13 protein-coding genes and 1 pseudogene are annotated in these 16,145 nt (G+C 68.6%); 7 read left to right on the top strand and 7 right to left on the bottom strand.

The window, feature by feature from the left end:
- Window positions 1–39 precede the first annotated feature (39 nt).
- The 4 genes from FB157_RS22945 to FB157_RS22930 form a co-directional block, all read right to left on the bottom strand.
- Window positions 40–2,031: a hypothetical protein gene (locus FB157_RS22945; protein WP_145882490.1), complete on the bottom strand. Its 1,992-nt coding sequence runs from the start codon at window positions 2,029–2,031 to the stop codon at window positions 40–42.
- Window positions 2,028–3,053, bottom strand: coding sequence for a PD-(D/E)XK motif protein (locus FB157_RS22940; RefSeq protein ID WP_145882489.1), 1,026 nt, complete (start codon window positions 3,051–3,053; stop codon window positions 2,028–2,030). The genes FB157_RS22945 and FB157_RS22940 overlap by 4 nt, the downstream gene beginning before the upstream one ends.
- On the bottom strand, window positions 3,050–5,599 hold the full coding sequence (locus FB157_RS22935; RefSeq protein ID WP_145882488.1) for a Z1 domain-containing protein: 2,550 nt from the start codon (window positions 5,597–5,599) through the stop codon (window positions 3,050–3,052). Before FB157_RS22935 ends, FB157_RS22940 begins: the two co-directional genes overlap by 4 nt.
- A 145-nt stretch (window positions 5,600–5,744) precedes the next feature.
- Window positions 5,745–6,191: a very short patch repair endonuclease gene (locus FB157_RS22930; protein ID WP_145882487.1), complete on the bottom strand. Its 447-nt coding sequence runs from the start codon at window positions 6,189–6,191 to the stop codon at window positions 5,745–5,747.
- Window positions 6,192–6,370: 179 nt separating this feature from the next.
- On the opposite strand from FB157_RS22930, the pseudogene FB157_RS48625 reads away from it, so the two are divergent.
- Window positions 6,371–7,104 (top strand): annotated as a pseudogene (locus FB157_RS48625) (SDR family NAD(P)-dependent oxidoreductase).
- A 23-nt stretch (window positions 7,105–7,127) separates the two neighbouring features.
- Here the strand turns inward: FB157_RS48625 and FB157_RS22920 are convergent.
- A complete protein-coding gene (locus FB157_RS22920) occupies window positions 7,128–8,162 on the bottom strand; it encodes a hypothetical protein (protein WP_145882486.1) in 1,035 nt (344 codons plus the stop codon).
- Between the two features lie 161 nt (window positions 8,163–8,323).
- Here FB157_RS22920 and FB157_RS22915 point away from each other — a divergent pair, with 161 nt between their 5' ends.
- Together FB157_RS22915 and FB157_RS22910 are read left to right on the top strand one after the other, a co-directional pair.
- Window positions 8,324–9,367 (top strand): permease, encoded by a 1,044-nt coding sequence (locus FB157_RS22915; RefSeq protein WP_145882485.1) that lies wholly within the window; start codon window positions 8,324–8,326, stop codon window positions 9,365–9,367.
- Window positions 9,364–10,116: a TIGR03943 family putative permease subunit gene (locus FB157_RS22910; RefSeq protein ID WP_145882484.1), complete on the top strand. Its 753-nt coding sequence runs from the start codon at window positions 9,364–9,366 to the stop codon at window positions 10,114–10,116. Before FB157_RS22915 ends, FB157_RS22910 begins: the two co-directional genes overlap by 4 nt.
- Here the strand turns inward: FB157_RS22910 and FB157_RS22905 are convergent.
- Window positions 10,106–11,581 (bottom strand): glycoside hydrolase, encoded by a 1,476-nt coding sequence (locus FB157_RS22905; RefSeq protein WP_145882483.1) that lies wholly within the window; start codon window positions 11,579–11,581, stop codon window positions 10,106–10,108. The two genes, FB157_RS22910 and FB157_RS22905, sit on opposite strands and share 11 nt — an antisense overlap.
- A gap of 238 nt (window positions 11,582–11,819) precedes the next feature.
- On the opposite strand from FB157_RS22905, the gene FB157_RS22900 reads away from it, so the two are divergent.
- Window positions 11,820–12,593: a class E sortase gene (locus FB157_RS22900; RefSeq protein WP_261386454.1), complete on the top strand. Its 774-nt coding sequence runs from the start codon at window positions 11,820–11,822 to the stop codon at window positions 12,591–12,593.
- A 15-nt stretch (window positions 12,594–12,608) separates the two neighbouring features.
- Here FB157_RS22900 and FB157_RS22895 read toward each other — a convergent pair whose 3' ends face one another.
- Window positions 12,609–14,018, bottom strand: coding sequence for an MFS transporter (locus FB157_RS22895; RefSeq protein ID WP_145882482.1), 1,410 nt, complete (start codon window positions 14,016–14,018; stop codon window positions 12,609–12,611).
- 68 nt (window positions 14,019–14,086) lie between these two features.
- Between FB157_RS22895 and FB157_RS22890 the strand changes: the two genes are divergently transcribed.
- The 3 genes from FB157_RS22890 (at window position 14,087) to FB157_RS22880 (ending at window position 16,086) form a co-directional block, all read left to right on the top strand.
- A complete protein-coding gene (locus FB157_RS22890) occupies window positions 14,087–14,614 on the top strand; it encodes a helix-turn-helix domain-containing protein (RefSeq protein ID WP_186581639.1) in 528 nt (175 codons plus the stop codon).
- A 45-nt stretch (window positions 14,615–14,659) separates the two neighbouring features.
- Window positions 14,660–14,986: a DUF6412 domain-containing protein gene (locus tag FB157_RS22885; RefSeq protein ID WP_145882481.1), complete on the top strand. Its 327-nt coding sequence runs from the start codon at window positions 14,660–14,662 to the stop codon at window positions 14,984–14,986.
- Between the two features lie 383 nt (window positions 14,987–15,369).
- Window positions 15,370–16,086, top strand: coding sequence for a membrane protein insertase YidC (locus FB157_RS22880; RefSeq protein WP_145882619.1), 717 nt, complete (start codon window positions 15,370–15,372; stop codon window positions 16,084–16,086).
- The last annotated feature ends 59 nt before the right edge of the window (window positions 16,087–16,145 follow it).

Below are 16,145 nucleotides of genomic sequence, written 5' to 3'. Positions count from 1 at the left end.
CGTCCTCGGTCGGGGCCCGGTAGGGCAGTACGCGTCGCGTCACGGCGTCCTCACCGCTTCGACCTTGATGCCGATCTCGGTCATGGTGTCCGGAGCAGGCCGTACAACGGCACGCCAGACGGAGTCGCCGCCTTCGACCACTTGCGGATCGGAGGTGTGGAGCTGTCCTGTGGCGTCCTCCCAACCGATCAGTACGGGCATGCTCGCCCCGATGGGCGGATCGGTCTCTCGCCCGCCGGTGCCGGGCAGAGTGACCGCGAGATCGATGCGTACGCGCTGAGGCCCGGGTACCGGCAGTCGGAACTCCTGAACCAGAACGGAGCTGTCTCCGCGGTCGTCGTAGTAGGGGTCGCCGACGTACTGCACTCGAGGACGACGACGAGGAGCGTCGAGCATTCCAGGGTCAGATGTTCCTGTGGCCGGCCGGTCGTCGTCGCCGAAGCCCTCAGTGGGGTGTGTGCCGCTGAAGTCGGTCCGGTCGCTGAACTGCGTCGTGGTGCGTCGACCGCCGGCGGCCTGGTGCGTTGTGGTCTCCTCGGCGTCGGTCGACCTGGAGGAACTCGTAACGGTGCTGCCCGGTTTGGAATAGGCGGTGGCTCCACCGATGCCCCAGGCTCCGCCGACCAATCCCGAAAAGAGTGAACTGGCCGCTCCCAGGGCGACGTTGCTGGCGCCGGGGCGCGCGGTGCCGCTCAAGGAGAGCAACGTATCCAGACCTTCGCCGATGCGTCGAAACGTCGTCTGTACGTACGTGCTCTCAGGTCTGTCGAGGGAATGTGGGTTCCAGGCGTCGTGAGTGGGTGGCTCGGCCTTGGCGTACACGTCGTCCATGGCTTCGTCGGCCCTGAACACTCCGGCGTATCCCTGATTCGAGCTCGGTGGTTTGGGTCCGGCGTGATAGGTGACGACGAGCTCGGCAGGTCGCATCAGGCAGACGTGATGGATCAGGTCCTCGATATCCAGCATGCGGGAGGCTCGCGTGGGGTCCAGCGGGGGCATGATGCGCTTCACCAGGCCGAGCCGGCCCAAGTGCTTCTTGGGCTTGAGGCATTCCAGGTCGTTGCCGCCCGGGCCGACCATCGTCTCGTATGCCGCGACGAACATGTTGAGGGGGCGCATGGTGCGTGGATCAGGTACCGGGTGCTGCACTCCGTCGTGGGCCACGGAGAATCGCATGGCAGCTGGTTTGCCCGCTGTGGAGATCATTTTGGGCCACAGGTGCCAGGCGATGGTGTCGCCCAGATATTCGGCCGCCTGTGCGGGCTCGAGATCGTCAAGATTCGGGTCGATGACGGCGACCGTGGTGCCGGTCTCCTCCGGTCCGAAGGCCTTGAGGCCGAGGCGTTGAGCCACGGCTTCCGCCTCTGCGCCCACGAGTGGCTCGATCACTTCGCCCGATGTGTCGCCCCACCAGTGTCTACCGGTGTAGCGGCGACCGCCGTCGGATTCCGCCGCAACGTAGCTCTTCCAGAGGGTGCAGCCGATGAGACGTGTTTCGTGTCCGCCCGCAGCGGTTCGGCAGCGGGAATGGACGATGACGGTCCCGGGCCTGGACAGCAGGTAGAAAATGCCTTTGCCGAAGCCGTAAGTGCCACCGCCGAGCGCTGTGTCGCGTGGTTCGCCGATGTTGCGGATGAAGGAGACGAAATCCCGCTCGGGACCCACGGCATTGTCCGCTCGCGTGGGGCCTCCGAGCCCTCGGGTGCCGCGATCGGACACGGACAGAACCCGGACCGGGGCCCCCTTGAGCGTGTCACGAAGCGGGAAGTGCTCGGTGTTGTTCGGAGCGCCTGCCAGCAGAAGCTCTCGCCACGCGCCGGCGTGGGCGGGTCCGACGGTCCACATGTCGATGCGATAGTCCACGGGTGCCGCTGACTGCTCGAGCCGGGCATCCCAACTGTTCTGGGCGGACTCCCGCACCAGGATGGTGAGCAGATCGAGCTCGGGCCGGCCGAGCTGATTGCGAATGCCCTCGGCGGCGCTCGCACCTTCCGGAGGGTAGGGCTGGGAGAACCAGCGGGGTTCCGTCACGCGGACTCCTGGATCATGCGGTCGATCGTTCGGGACACCGCGTCGGGCGCCATGGGGACCGGAGTCTCACCGGAAAGGTCGATGGTGTACTCGACGTCGAGAACGGAAATCGGCAGGCCTGCTGTGACGAGTGCTCGGCTGGTCAACGAGGGAAAGCCGGCGGTCACTTCGTACCAACGCTCCTCAGTGACGACGAAGCGCACATCGCGGTACCGCTCGGCATCGACGGACCGGTAACCGGCTTGGGAGAGAAGGTCGAGGAGCGCGATTTCGTCGTCACAGGAGCGAAGCGTCCGTTCGAGCAGTTCCAAGAATCCGACACCCGAACCGCCACTGACGGTGCGGTGCAAGCGGAACCAGGCCAGGCTGAGGGTTCCACCCTGCGGGGCGTCGAGTTGGTCGAGCCCGTGAACACGCGGCCTTCGCCCTTCTCCTTTGGTGCTCGTCTTCACCTCGACAGCGAGGTCTCCGGAGGTGAAGTCGTGGTGGTGACCTTCTGGTCCGCGCCAGAGGCGATGCGCGCTGGGGTCCAAATGCAGGAGTCGGTCGAGCACCAGCAGCTCCCCGAACAGGCCCGCCAGTTGTTCGGGACCCAGCACGGCGCCCTGCGGTTGGAACAGAGCCTTCCAGCGGTCGAGGACCCGATAGAGAGCCTTGACCGGGTTGTTCGACAGTCCCTCTGTCGCAGCCAGTATGTCGGCGCACAGCTCTGTGAACAGGTCGTTCAGGTCCGTGCGCAGGCAGGCGAGATCGGCGTACGTCTGGTATGTCTCCTCATCCTCCAGGGGGCGCTTGTGCAAGTGGAGGACGGGGCCGTCGAGGCCGGAACGAATCTTCAGATGCGGGTGCACCGGTACGAGCACGTGACGGAACCCGTCGTGATCGACCGCTGCCACCAAGGCGCCTTGCTCGGTCAGCACCGGCAGTTGTGAAACGCGGAGGCGACGCTCGCCGCTGGTCGGCGCTGCTTCGAGCGCGGCCCAGTGCTCCTCGACCACCTCACGGAAGGCATCGCCGCTCATGCGTCTTCACCTTCGAGGAGGCTGAGGTCCTCGTCCTCCAATCGCACACCCGACAAATCGGCGGAGACGTACTTCTCCACCGTGCTGTCCCCGTGCTGCGGTTCCGGGAAGACGAGGCCGACGCCGATCACGTCTTCCTCGGCGTTCAAAGGGGCACGCAGCTTCTTTCCCGGGCCGGGTTCGGACGTCTTGTCGATCGGATACAGAACCAGCAGGCCCGTGTCCGGAAGCTGGACGCGACGCTCGTCGATGATGCCCTTCTCATTGAGTTTCGCAGTGTCTCCGGTCAGATCCACGGCAGCATCACGGCGGCTCATGAGCGTCTTGATGTCGGCGAAGTCCGGAGAGGGGTTGGTCGTGGCGACGCGGCTACGGAGGTTGCGCCCGACGGATATCCCGGGCACGAACTCGAAGGACTCGCCCGCGGAGCTGCCGACGATCGCGATGTTCCACCGGCGCAGCGAGCCGGCTGCCACCCGCTTCCGGATGTAGCCGCTGATCAGGTCCGCATCGTTCTCGGGCGACTTCTCATGGAACTTGTAGGACGCCAGGAAGTCGGTCACGGCGTCGTACGGCACGTCACGGAAGATGTATCGGCTCTCGGTCGAGCGACTCTCCACCCTGACGGCATTCGAGAGCGCCGCAGTGACGAGCTCTCGTGCGGCAGCGGTGTTTCCACGCAGCCAGTCGGCGTTGGTGTGGAAGTAGTGGGTCTGAACCCGTTTGCCTGCGTACGAGGATGCAGCCGTGACCGCGTCGCGCATTTTGGCGGCCGCAGTCACGCGCAGAGCAGGGTGGGTACGCAGACGCACGGCGAAGGTGAGGGGCGTCTCGGACTCGGTTATGTAGATGTCGATGTCCCGGCGCATCTCGGTCTCGACCGTGGCAAGGTGCCGGAACCACTCGGCCAGTTCGTCGGTCATCCAGATGCGGGGCAGGTCGGCGTAACCGTTGCGGAAGCCGAACCAACGGCCCATCTGCAGCAGAGTGTCGTATGCGGAGACGGCACGTACGAAGTAGCTGACCGACAGGCCTTCGAGGGTGAGTCCGCGCGAGAGGGTGTTGCCTCCCACGGCTATCGCCACGACTGGACCGTTCTCGTAGTCGAGGCGAGCCTCACTGCTGGAGTTGTCCATGATGATGCGGCAACTGCGAAGAACTCCTGGCAGTTCGGGCAACAGGTCGTCGAACGGCACCTTGGTCTCGCCGAAGTCCTCGGCGGGAACGCGCGCCGTCTCCTGATCCCAAAGATCACGCAACCGGGAGAGGAAGACCGTGTCGGTCATTGTCTGCGAGGCCCGGTTCAGCAAGTGCTGCAGCGGTCGCTCGAAGCTGTTGTGCACGGCGGTGTTGACGCTTGTGTGGATCAGCATCGTGCTGTGCGGATTGCCGGTACGGCGGACACGGCGAGCAGCCGTCACGAGCCAGAAGTACTCGACCGCCCTGCGGAGGGTGTCGGTGATGACGGGCTCGAAGCCCTCAGCGTCGGCCTTTGTCTCGGGACGCACGCACGGGACATCGTCCTCCGGCACAGACCTGATCATGTCGTGGCCGTCGTCGACCTGGTCGGGATCCTCGCCGTCCAGTGCATAGCGCCCGAAGAGGACCTCCGTACCGAAGTGTCCATCAGGCTTGGGCAGATTGACGACGAAGTCCCGCGGATAGAGATCCTCGGCGCTCGGATCGATCAGCAGGTTGGCGAACGGCGATGCCGTGTATCCCACGTACGCGGAACGCGGCAGGCTCTTCATCATGCTGAGGATCAGCGGATTGATGGACTTCGTTGCAACGGTGGCCTGGTCCGCCTCGTCGTCGATGATCAGGGCCGGGCAGTCCTTCAGGTAGTCCGCCGCCTTGTCCAGCCACACGGCCAGCTTGCGCAGCACGGTTGCGTTCTTCTTCACCACGCACAGCACGTGCGTCTTGTTGCTCTTCCCGAAGTACGAGGCTGGATTCGCCGTAGGGGTGAAGTCCTTGTCCAAATCGGTCAGTTGGGACCACAGTGAGGGGTTGGGCTCCACGAGCTGCTGAACCAGGCGGGCCTGGGTTTGACGGCGAAGGCCGTTGTGAATGCCCGCAAGGACAATGAACAGCTTGTAGCCGCGATCGGCGGCCTTGGCCATGACCGAAGTGAAGTTCGTCGTCTTGCCGGACTGGACATAGCCGACTACGAGACCCCGCGTCGAGAACGCCTTTTCCTTCGGGTGGTTAAGCAGCGAGACGACCCGAGTGGAGGAATCGTCCAGGTTCTGGATGGCGGTGTCCTTGGGCCAGCCGTCCTTGAGCAGCAGGTCCTTGATTGCGGGCCAGTACTTGTCCCTGGGCTGTGGGCCCGTGTACCAGGTGTCGCGGTTGCCCAGAACGACGGCGTGGGGTTCTTCGAGTTCCTTGATGCGTATCGTCTGCTGCTCGTGACGATCGCGTATCTGCTGGATGACCTCCGAGGGGACGCCCATCAGCTCCAGTCGCTTCACGGCCTCGGACGGGGGGAAGGCGTCCAAGATTGCCTTGAACGTCTCGTACATGTCATCGAATTCGTCGGTCACAGGACTCGACCGCCCCCGCTCTCGCTCGTCACGCCGCCCGACCGTAGAGCTCTGCCGTCGCGACAGACCGCTCTGAAGCGCAGGTCGGCACCCCACTTGCACAACCCCTACACATTATTGGGTGAGGCGGTTGTTGATAAGTGGATCAGGGGCACGATTGGTTGTCACCATCACCGGTCTCGGTGTGGCCTGTGCCGGTGGCGTGCTCCGGTGGGAGTGGTCGCTTGGATGCCAAGGACGCGGAAATGTGGCGGGCTACATCCGCAGCAGACTCGTGCTCCCAGAAGCGCAGTACTGTCCACCCTGCAGCGGTGAGGTGCTCGGTAGTCTCAAGATCGCGCGCCATGTTCTTGTCGAGCTTCGCCCGCCACCACTCTGCGTTGGACTTCGGCTGCGTTGCGTGTTCGGGGCAACCGTGCCAGAAGCAGCCGTCCAGGAAGATCGCGATCTTGGCTTTACTGAAGGCGATGTCGATGGTTCTGCGAGGTATGCCCGGTACGGGGACATTGACCCGATAGCGAAGCCCCGAGGCGTGCAGCAGGCGTCGGACAGCGACCTCTGGTGCCGTATCGCGGGAGCCCTGGCGGCTCATGCGGGCGGAGACGGATGGGGAGGACGGGACAGCGCCAAACACTGAAGTATTCTGCCGGCGTGCTTGAGGCATGGCCAACTCTGACCGCAGATGTCATCGATCGCCGTATGCTTCGACTGCGGCTGGACCAGACGCGACCACCGCCAAGTAGCCCGTGGAAACTATGTTGTTCTCCATGAATCGGGCACCGCGCTGGCAAGGTTGTAGTGACCGGCGCCGCCCGAGGCCAAGGCACCGCAGAAGCGGATGCCCCCGCCCGTGCAGCGCCCAGGTGATCAGGACTGACGTACGCCTCGAAGACAACTGCCGAGACTTCGACGTCGCCAGTGAGGTGGACTGGTCGGATCTGTCCACCGAAGTCCGTGACACCTATGGCCACACCCACGGCCTGGTCAACAACGCTGGCATCATCCAGCGGGACCGCCTCGGCGAGGTGCGCCCAACTTCGCGCAGTCCCCGCAGCGAACACGACCGGCCCGCTGTTGGGCGCCCAGTAACTCGCCCCGTTGATGCCGCCCGACTCGTCCATCGTGAACGTCGGGTCGTCTGTGTGCTCATTGGTTACTACCCAGTGGCGCACAGCGCCAGTATGTGGGCCTTGCGTGGGGTGACGAAGATCGCTGTTCTGGAGTTGGGCCGCGGGGGATCCGGGTCAATACCGTGCACCCGAGCTACATCCAGACCGAGATGACGTCCGCTGTCACCGCTGCCTTCCGTGAGACGACCATCCCGGAGACGCTCCCGGCTGAAGAGGTACCGTCGACGACATCGTGCCTCTCGGGGGCTACACCTCTCCGACGAGTCTTCCTTTGTCACCGGAGCGGAGATTCCCATGGACGGAGGCCTCACCGCGCACGGTGGTGTGAAGTCCATCTCGGACCTGATGCGACCGGACCAGACGACCGTCGGGTGAGCCACCCTCGTGCCGATCTGCCTCTACGCTTCGTACATTGCTGCCCCGTGGCACCCCTCATAGATCCCACCAGAGCCACACCAGCACTCCGCCCCCCGCTGAGGCGGCCAAACCACAGCCCGCCCCCGCGCAGCCAAAGTCGTCGCATACTGCGGCAGCAACGTCGCATCCCCCGGCGACGCCCCCTCCGACGCCGCGAACGCCTCGTACGACGGGACCGTGCCCGTGACGATGCCGAGGTTCGGAGTGCCGGAACCCGCCAGCTCCCTCAGTGAGGTCTCTATCGTCGTGAGGTGCTCGGGGTGGGAGGGGTACTCGTCGGCCAGGTCCGGGTACGCCGAGAGCAGTTCGCCCAGTTCGTCGGACGGCCAGTGCAGGACCGCCACGGGGAAGGGGCGGGACAGGGCCTCCCGGTACGCCCCCAGCTCCGCCCGCAACCGCGAGATCTCCGCCTGCAGCTCCGCCGGATTGTCCGACCCCAGCGACCACACCCGCTTCGGGTCGTGGAGTTCGTCCAGGGAGACCGAGGAGACCGGGGACGAGTGGAGGGTGTCCGCCAGGGTGTCCCAGTCGTCGTGGGCCAGGCCCAGCATCCGGCGGACGCGGTGACGGCCGAACAGCACCGGATGTGTCGAATACGGAGGCTCCGAGCCGTCCGTCAGCAGCAGGGTCGCCGCCTCCGTGAAGGTCTCCGCCGCCGCCTGCAGCTCGTCGTGCGCCTCCAGGGACTCGGCCACGATCACCCAGGGGGCCGGGTCGCGGGGCGCCGACGCCCGGATTCCGTCGATGATCGCCCTTGCCTCTGCCTCGTGGTCGTACTCCCAGAGGTTCGACGCCTTCAGAGCCCGCACCAGGTGGGGGTTCTCCAGCGAGGAGAGATCGGACAGCAGGCGGTCGTAGAGCGTCGTCGCGGCGGGGCGGTCGCCGGAGAGTTCGAGGTGGGCCGCGGCGCGCAGCAGCAGGGCCTCGGCGTCCTCGGGGTACAGGCCGGCGGTCCGCTCCAGGCGTGCCGCCTCGGCGGTGTGGTCGACATTCTCGGCAGACGTGTCGGGGCGCATGGGTGACACCGTACTGCCGGGCGGTGACAAACGTGAGGCGCAAAGGGGAGGGAAAGAGGTGAGAAAGGGGAGGTGGGAAGTGGGGCCGGGCGCGCGGGAGATGGTGGAACGGCCGATATGGGCCGCTATCGTCGACGCTGACATCGACAAGCGGAGTCGGCATGGATAACACAGGCGCCCTGGTCGCCGAGGAGCAGGCGCCAGCCGGCGCCGTGGCGGACGGTGCGGGAGACCGTGACGCGAGGCAGGAGCGGGCCCGGTACTGGCCGCTTCTGCTGATCGGATCAGCCGTCGTGCCCGGCACGGTCGTGGTTCTCCTGGGGCGCTGGGGGGACGCCCCCGCCGTGCAGGCCTGGCGGACCGTGTGCCTGGCCGTCACGGTGCAGGCCCTGCCCTTCCTGCTGCTCGGCACGGCCCTGTCCGGGGCGATCAACGCGTTCGTACCGGAGCGGGTGTTCACCCGGGTGCTGCCGCGGCGGCCCGTGCTCGCCGTACCGGTCGCCGGTGTCGCAGGGGCCGTCCTGCCCGGGTGCGAGTGTGCTTCCGTGCCGGTCGCCAGCAGTCTGATCGGGCGCGGGGTCGCACCCGCCGCCGCCTTCGCCTTCCTGCTGTCCGCCCCGGCCATCAACCCGGTCGTGCTCACCGCCACCGCCATCGCGTTCCCCGGGAACCCGGCCATGGTGCTGGCCCGCCTGCTCGCCTCGCTCACCGCCGCCGTCGTCATGGGGTGGCTCTGGCTCCGGTTCGGGCGGGACGAGTGGCTGCGGCCCTCCGTACGGCACACCGGGCACCAGGAGGGGCACAGCCGGTGGAACGAGTTCCGGCTCGGGTTCCAGCACGACTTCCTGCACGCCGGCGGGTTTCTCGTCCTCGGGGCCATGGCGGCCGCCACCTTCAACGTCGCCGTTCCCCGCTCCGTCCTCGACACCTTCGCCGGGGCACCCTGGCTGTCCGTTCTCTTCCTGGCAGGTCTGGCCGTACTGCTCGCCGTGTGTTCCGAGGCGGATGCCTTTCTGGCCGCCTCGCTGACCGGGTTCCCGCCGGTCGCACGGCTGGCGTTCATGGTGGTGGGGCCCATGGTCGACCTGAAGCTCATCGCCCTGCAGGCCGGCACCTTCGGGCGGGCCTTCGCCGTACGGTTCTCCGCCGCCACCGTCGTCGTGGCCGTCGCGTGCAGCTCGGTGATCGGCGGGGTGCTGCTGTGAAGCGATTCCTCCAGCCGCTCCTGCTCGTGCTCTGCGGGCTCGGGCTGCTGCACGTCTCCCTCTTCACCGACCTGTACCTGAGGTACGTCAAGGAGGGGATGCGGCCCCTGCTGATCGCCTCCGGGGCGGTGCTGCTCCTGCTGGGCCTGGCCGGCGCCGTGCTCGACAAGCAGAAGGAGGAAGAGGAGGGACACGGTGGGCACGGGCACGATCACTCAGGCCTGCCCCGCGTCGCCTGGCTGCTCCTTCTCCCGGCGCTCAGCCTGCTCTTCTACGCGCCTCCCGCCCTCGGCGCCTACACCGCCTCCCGGCAGCCTCCCAAGGTCATCGCCGAGGAGAGCGACTTCGATCCGCTCCCCGCCATCTCGCCCGTCCCCATGACCCTCTCCGACTTCACCAGCCGGGTACAGCAGGACCGGGACGACCAGGACGTCAAGGGGCGCAGCATCCTGATGACCGGGTTCGTGACACCCGGAGGGCCGGGCGGCAGCTGGGACCTGACCCGGGTCATCCTCAACTGCTGCGCCGCGGACGCCCAGTCCGTGAAGGTGCGGATCTACGGCGGTCCCGCGCTCTCCGCCAACACCTGGGTGACGGTCACCGGGACCTGGCACCCGGGCGGGAAGCTGGGCACCAGGTCCGCGCCGGTCGCGCTCGACGCCCGTACGGTCAAGAAGGTGCCCCGCCCGTGGAACGCGTACCAGGACTCGCTCCCGCCCGGGGCGCTGAGCCTCGGGGCTACACGGTGACCCCGTCGACCTGCAGCGTCTGCACCGACTTCGCCGCGAAGGGGACGGCCACGGTCCTGCCGGACAGGTTCGTGTCCGAGTGGGAGGCGTAGAGGTCCCCGCCGCCGGTGGTCACCGTGTTCCAGCGGGGGACCAGGCCGCCCGTCCCGCCCGTCACCGTCGTGAACCGGGACAGGTCGAACGTGAGCGTCTGGGCCGACGACGAAGTGTTCGCCGCCACTATCACCAGCCGTTTCGCCGGCTTGTCCAGCGCCGCCACCGCGTAGCTCACGCCTGTGTCCAGGATCGTCATCCCCGGGCGGATGTGGCGGCTGAACTGAGCCATCACGTAGTACTTGGTCTGGATCGCCCCGGGCTGCAGCGTGCTCGCGTCGTAGGCGATCATCGCCCAGCCCGCGCTCGGGTCCATCACCTGCCAGTAGACCCAGGCCGTGGGGTGCAGCCAGCGGAAGTCGTAGAGGAGGTTGCCGGCCAGGGTCATCCCCGTGCCGTCGCTGTCTCCCGTCTCCGAGTTCCACAGGGCCTTGCCCGCGGTCGTCACCACGTCCGTGTACAGCAGGTCCCGGCGGCCGCCCGAGCCCTGGTAGCCGTGGACGTTGACCCGGTTCACATAGCCCTTCGTCGTGGCGGAGAAGGAGTTCCAGGTGGTGCGGGCCAGGTCGTAGCTCGTCTCGTCCGATGCCGAGATCCTCGTGGCCGTCAGGCCTCGCTTGTCCAACTCGCTTCTCAGGTACGGGAGTACGGCCGACTGGACCGTCGCGTCCATGTGGCAGCCCTCCTGGGTGCCCGTCGCCGTCCACCAGGACGACGACGGCTCGTTGAAGGCCTCCACCGTCGCGAAGTCCACGCCCCAGTTCTGCTTCGCGTGGAGGGCCACCGCCGCGAGGTGCGAGGCGTGCTGGCGGTAGTTCCAGGACTGGAGGTTGTTGCCGCCGCCGGCCGCGCCGGAGGGGTTGTGGTTGAGGCACATCCACCACATCGGGGAGTTGGCGAACAGCTCGGTCGTGGCGCCTCGCGCCGTCGCCTTCACCAGCATCGCGCGCTGCGTCGCGTCCGCCGTCCACTTCCACGCCGAGGACGTGGGGTCCTCGTTGTTCCAGTCCTGCCAGTAGCCCTCGATCTGCTTGAAGGACGGGATGTCGGGGGAGACCGCCATCGACTCGCCGCCGACGCTGTTCGAGCTGCACGCGCCCAGGTTGTAGCGGGCGATGTTCAGGCCCAGGCCGGGGAGCGCCGTGCCGTTGTACGTCGTCGTCTTCGTGGTGAAGAAGAGGTCCGCGAAGTCTTCCCGGGCGCCGAAGACGTTCGCCCACCAGGCCAGGGAGGTGCCCCAGCCCTCCCAGGTGCCGTAGGTCGTGGACGGGTTGACGGCGATCGTGGCGTCGGCGTGGGCCGTGCCCGTGGCCAGGGCGCTGCCCAGGAGGCCACCGCCCGCGGCGGCCAGCAGCGTTCTGCGTCGGATCATGGCTTCTTCTCCGCCTCTCCGTGCGGCTCGAACGCCGGTTCCCCGACCGGCGTCGTCTCGTCCCCCCGCATGCCAACAGGAAGCATCGGGTGTGGCGCGTGAGGTTGTCGAGGGTTGTGACAGCCCTTTCTAAAACCAGTTGAGGAAGCCGACGCCGGCGACAAGAGGCCTACGGACTCTGGTGAGTTCACCCGGCTCGCCCTATCGTGCGGGCGGCTCCTGGGAGGCGGGTGTGCGGATGCGTGTCGTGCAGCATCGTGATCGGCGCAGGCGTGCCAGGTGGCGGCGGGGGCTGTGGGGTGGCGGCGAGGTGCTCGTCACCGTCGGGGCCGTGCTCATGCTGCTTGTCGTACACCAGTTGTGGTGGACCAACAGGGAGGCGCGGCAGGGGGCCGAACGGAAGGTCGCCGCCCTGGAGAAGGAGTGGGGGAGCGGCAGCCCCGCCTCGGGTGACGCGCCCGCGTGGCCGTCGGCGCCGGCGCCGACGGCCACGCGGGCGCCCGGACGTGCGCGGCAGCGGTCGTACACCCCCGTCCTCGTCCCGGGCAGGCCCCGCCGTTCCCAGGCGTACGCCGTCCTCACCATCCCCAGGCTGCATCTGCGTGTCCCCGTCGCCGAAGGCGTGAGCAAGCCGGACGTCCTCAACAGGGGGTACGTCGGCCACTATCGGGGCACCCAGCAGCCCGGCCAGGCGGGGAACTTCGCGCTCGCCGGGCACCGGAACACCCACGGCGAGCCCTTCCGGTACCTGCCGAGGCTCCGGCCCGAGGACACCCTGCAGGTGGAGACGGAGGCGGCCACGTACACGTACGCCGTCGACAAGATCCTTCCGCAGACGTCCTCCCGGGACTCCGGGGTCGTACGGCCCGTGCCGCGGTCGCTCGTCCGGCCGTCCTACGGGTACGACCGGCCGGGCTACTACATCACCCTGACCACCTGCACCCCGGAGTTCACCTCGCGCTACCGGATGGTGGTCTGGGGGAAGCTGGTGTCGATGCGGCCCAGGGGGTAGCGGGACCGAGCCGGTTCACCCCCGCTCCCGCAGCACACCCACGGCCACCGCGCCGAGTGCGGCCAGGCCCGCCGACACCACCATCGCCACGTCCGCGCCGCGCGCCAGGCCGCCGCCCGACGACGTGACGAGGGCGATGGTCAGGGCCACGCCCGCGCAGGAGCCGATGTAGCGGAACGTCTGCTGGGCGCCGGAGCCCATGGCCGCCCGGGCGACCGGTACCGACTCCACCGCCAGGAGGGGCAGGGCGGCGTTCAGGAGGCCGCTGCCCACGCCGCCGAGCACGAGTCCGGGCAGGAGCCGTGTCCAGGAACCCGAGCCGATCGCGCCCAGCATCGTCAGCGCGCCGACCGCGTGGAGCAGGAAGCCGGCCGCCAGCTGCCGGCGCGGGGCCACCCGCCCCGCCAGCCGCTTGGCCTGCAGCGCGACGGTGAAGGAGACGCCGGACCAGAGCAGGAACAGCCACGCCGTGTCCATCGCGGACATGCCCAGGGCCTGCTGCAACAGGGCCGGCAGGAAGCTGAACAGGCCGATCACGGTCAGCCCGGTGAACAGGCCGCCGGCGGAGGAGGCCAGGAAGCGGGGGTGGCGCAGCAGGCCCAGGTCGATCATCGGGGTCTTCGCCACACGGGTCTCCACCAGGGCGAACAGCCCGAGCAGCACCACGGCCGCCGCCAGCAGCAGGCCGACCGGTGCCCGCAGCCACCCGTCCCGGCCCAGCGTGAGCGCGGCCACCAGGGCGACCAGTGCCGACCCGAAGGTGAGGGCGCCGAGCACGTCGGGGCGCCCGCCCCGTGGCGCCCGGGACTCGGAGAGCCGGCCGAGCGCCAGGCCCGCCACGGCCAGCGCGGCCGCGCCGAGGACGACGTAGGCCAGCCGCCAGTCGGGTATCGCGCCCGAGACCAGCGGGCCGACCGCGATGCCACCGCTCACGAAGGCACCCCACACGCCGGTCGCGTGCAGCCGGCCGCGCGGGCTCGGGAAGGCGGTCACGAGCAGGCCCAGGCTGCTGGCCAGGATCGCCGCGCTCGCCGCGCCCTGCGCGACCCGGGTCAGGGTGAAGACCCAGGTGGAGGTGGCCAGCCCGCTCAGTGCGGTGGTGAGGCCCAGGGCCAGGGTGCCGGCGAGGAAGACGCGGCGGCGGCCGTAGTCGTCGGCCAGGCTGCCGGCCACCAGGAGCAGGGCCGCGAGGCCCAGCGGGGTGCCGTTCAGGAGCCAGGCCTGGGCGGAGAGGGGGGTGTGCAGCGCGGCCGCGGTGTCCGGGAGGGAGACCGCCGGCGCCGTGTACGTCATCAGGGCCACGCCGGTCGCGGCGCTGGTCAGGGCCAGGGTCGCCCGGGGGTGGTGCGGGGGCGCCGAGGGGTGGGTGTCCGGTCGCGCCGCCGTGGGGCGCGCGGTGAGAGTTCTTTCATTGAACCTAACCATGGATGTACCGTAGCACCGTAGGTTCGGTCACTGAACCAACATGTCGGAAAGTGGCTAAGGTGGACGCCATGGCACTGGGCAAGGACTATGCGACGCAGGAATGCGCGATCGCCCGCGCGCTCGAGGTCGTCGGCGAGCGGTGGACGCTCCTCGTCGTCCGCGACGCGATCTACGGCGTCCGGCGCTACAACGACTTCCTCGTCCACCTCGGCATCCCGCGCGCGGTCCTCTCGGCCCGGCTGAAGACGCTCACCGAGGAGGGGGTGCTCGACAGGCGCCGGTACCAGGAGTCGCCGCCGCGCTACGAGTACGTCGTCACCGAGCGCGGTGTCGCGCTGTGGCCGGCTCTGCGGGCCCTCGCGCTGTGGGGCCGTGAGAACTTCCAGACGAGCCGGCTGCGGACCTTCCAGCACGCGGAGTGCGGCACCGAACTCGGGCCGTACGGCGAATGTCCCGTCTGCGGAACCGTCGTACCCGCCGCGGACGTTGTCATGATGCCGGGCCCGGGACTCGATCCCGACCCGGCGGATCCGGTCAGCAGGGCGCTGCTCAAGCCGAAGAGGCTCCTGGAGCCTCTGGAGATCGATCCTGTATAACCGGAAGTGAGCAGAGACAGCAGGTCAGCGGCGAAGGGGGAGGAAGTGGATCGCAGTCGTGTCCTCGGCACACGTCCCGTCGCCCTGCTGCTCGTTCTGGTGAATCTGCTCCTGCTCCAGGCCGCGCTCCTCGACACCGGCAGCCTCTCCACCACCGTCGCGCTCGCCGCGACCGCCGCCGCCGGTTCCGCGCTCGCCGCGAGCTCGCTCGTCGCCGCCCGCTGCGCACCCGCCGTCCCGCCCACCCGGGTCCGTACGGCGATACGCGACCGGGCCCGCCGTACGGCCTTCCTTCCCCAGCGCGACCCCGACGCCTCGGGACGCCGCCGGCCCCGGGCACCCGGACACGCCCTCGCGACGATCCGCGCGTAGGGCACCGCCGAACCCGGTCACACACCTGGCTTCCGCCGGATTCGGTCACGGCCGGTTCGTCCCGCCGGGCTCGGCACCAGCTGGTCTCTGCCGGACTCGGTCAGAGCTGGTTCCCGCCGGGCATCGGCGACGTCTGGTCTCCGCCGAACCCGGCAACAGCTGATCTCCGCCGGTGAGGACTCACTTGGCCCAGCCGATTCCGGTCACGCCCGGCCCCAGCCGATTCCGGTCGAGCCCGGCCCCAGCCGATTCCGGTCGAGCCCGGCCCCGGCCGAACCCGGTCACCCCTGCCCCCCCGCGGGTCGTCATGCCGCAATGCCATCTCCGGTCACCCCGGCACGACGACACACCCCTGCACGGAGGGTCCCGCCATGTCCGCGTTCATGTCCGTTTTCGCCCGCCTGGTCGAGCAGCTCGCCGACCTGCTCCAGCCGCTCTTCCACGCCTCCGCGGCCGCCGCCGCGATCGTCCTGTTCACCGCGCTCGTACGGCTGCTCGTGCATCCCCTGTCCCGGGCCGCGGCCCGCGGCCAGCGTGCCCGGGCCGAGCTCCAGCCGAGAATCGCCGAGCTGCGCAAGGAGCACGCCAAGGACCCCGAGCGGCTGCAGAAGGCGGTGCTGGAACTGCACGCCGAGGAGAAGGTCTCGCCGCTCTCCGGCTGCCTGCCCAGCCTGCTCCAGCTGCCCGCCTTCTTCCTCCTCTACCACCTGTTCTCCAACACCTCGATCGGCGGCGAGGCCAACACGCTGCTGACCCACTCGCTGTTCGCCGCGCCGCTCGGCGGACGCTGGGCCGACGCCCTCTCGGGCGGCGGGGTCTTCGGGGCGGCCGGACTCGTCTACCTCGCGCTCTTCGCCCTCGTCGCGGCCGTCGCCGCCTTCAACTACCGGCGCACGAAGCTGATGATGGCCAAGAACCCGGTCACGGTCACCGCCGGTGAGGGCGCGCAGGTGCCGGGCCTCGGCGCGGTCAACAAGGTCATGCCGTTCATGTCCTTCTTCACGCTCGTCACCGTGGCGGTGATGCCGCTCGCGGCCGCGCTGTACGTCGTCACCAGCACGACGTGGAGCGCGGTGGAACGGGCCGCGCTCTACCGCTGAGCCGGCTCGCCCGGAGCGACCGGTCCGGCGCACCCGGAGCGCGGGGCCGCCTCCTGGGC

The organism is Streptomyces sp. BK340 (genome assembly GCF_007827595.1).
In the GTDB taxonomy this organism is placed as follows: Bacteria; Actinomycetota; Actinomycetes; order Streptomycetales; family Streptomycetaceae; genus Streptomyces.
Note: the sequence above shows the minus strand (reverse complement) of the source record. Positions and strands in the feature narration are given on the sequence as shown.

Coding starts and splice junctions, on each gene's coding strand:
- FB157_RS22940 (WP_145882489.1), bottom strand. CDS start 3,053: ATGAGCGGCGATGCCTTCCGTGAGGTGGTCGAGGAGCACTGGGCCGCG.
- FB157_RS22930 (WP_145882487.1), bottom strand. CDS start 6,191: ATGAGCCGCCAGGGCTCCCGCGATACGGCACCAGAGGTCGCTGTCCGA.
- FB157_RS22920 (WP_145882486.1), bottom strand. CDS start 8,162: ATGCGCCCCGACACGTCTGCCGAGAATGTCGACCACACCGCCGAGGCG.
- FB157_RS22915 (WP_145882485.1), top strand. CDS start 8,324: ATGGATAACACAGGCGCCCTGGTCGCCGAGGAGCAGGCGCCAGCCGGC.
- FB157_RS22905 (WP_145882483.1), bottom strand. CDS start 11,581: ATGATCCGACGCAGAACGCTGCTGGCCGCCGCGGGCGGTGGCCTCCTG.
- FB157_RS22900 (WP_261386454.1), top strand. CDS start 11,820: ATGCGTGTCGTGCAGCATCGTGATCGGCGCAGGCGTGCCAGGTGGCGG.
- FB157_RS22895 (WP_145882482.1), bottom strand. CDS start 14,018: ATGGTTAGGTTCAATGAAAGAACTCTCACCGCGCGCCCCACGGCGGCG.
- FB157_RS22890 (WP_186581639.1), top strand. CDS start 14,087: ATGGCACTGGGCAAGGACTATGCGACGCAGGAATGCGCGATCGCCCGC.
- FB157_RS22880 (WP_145882619.1), top strand. CDS start 15,370: ATGTCCGTTTTCGCCCGCCTGGTCGAGCAGCTCGCCGACCTGCTCCAG.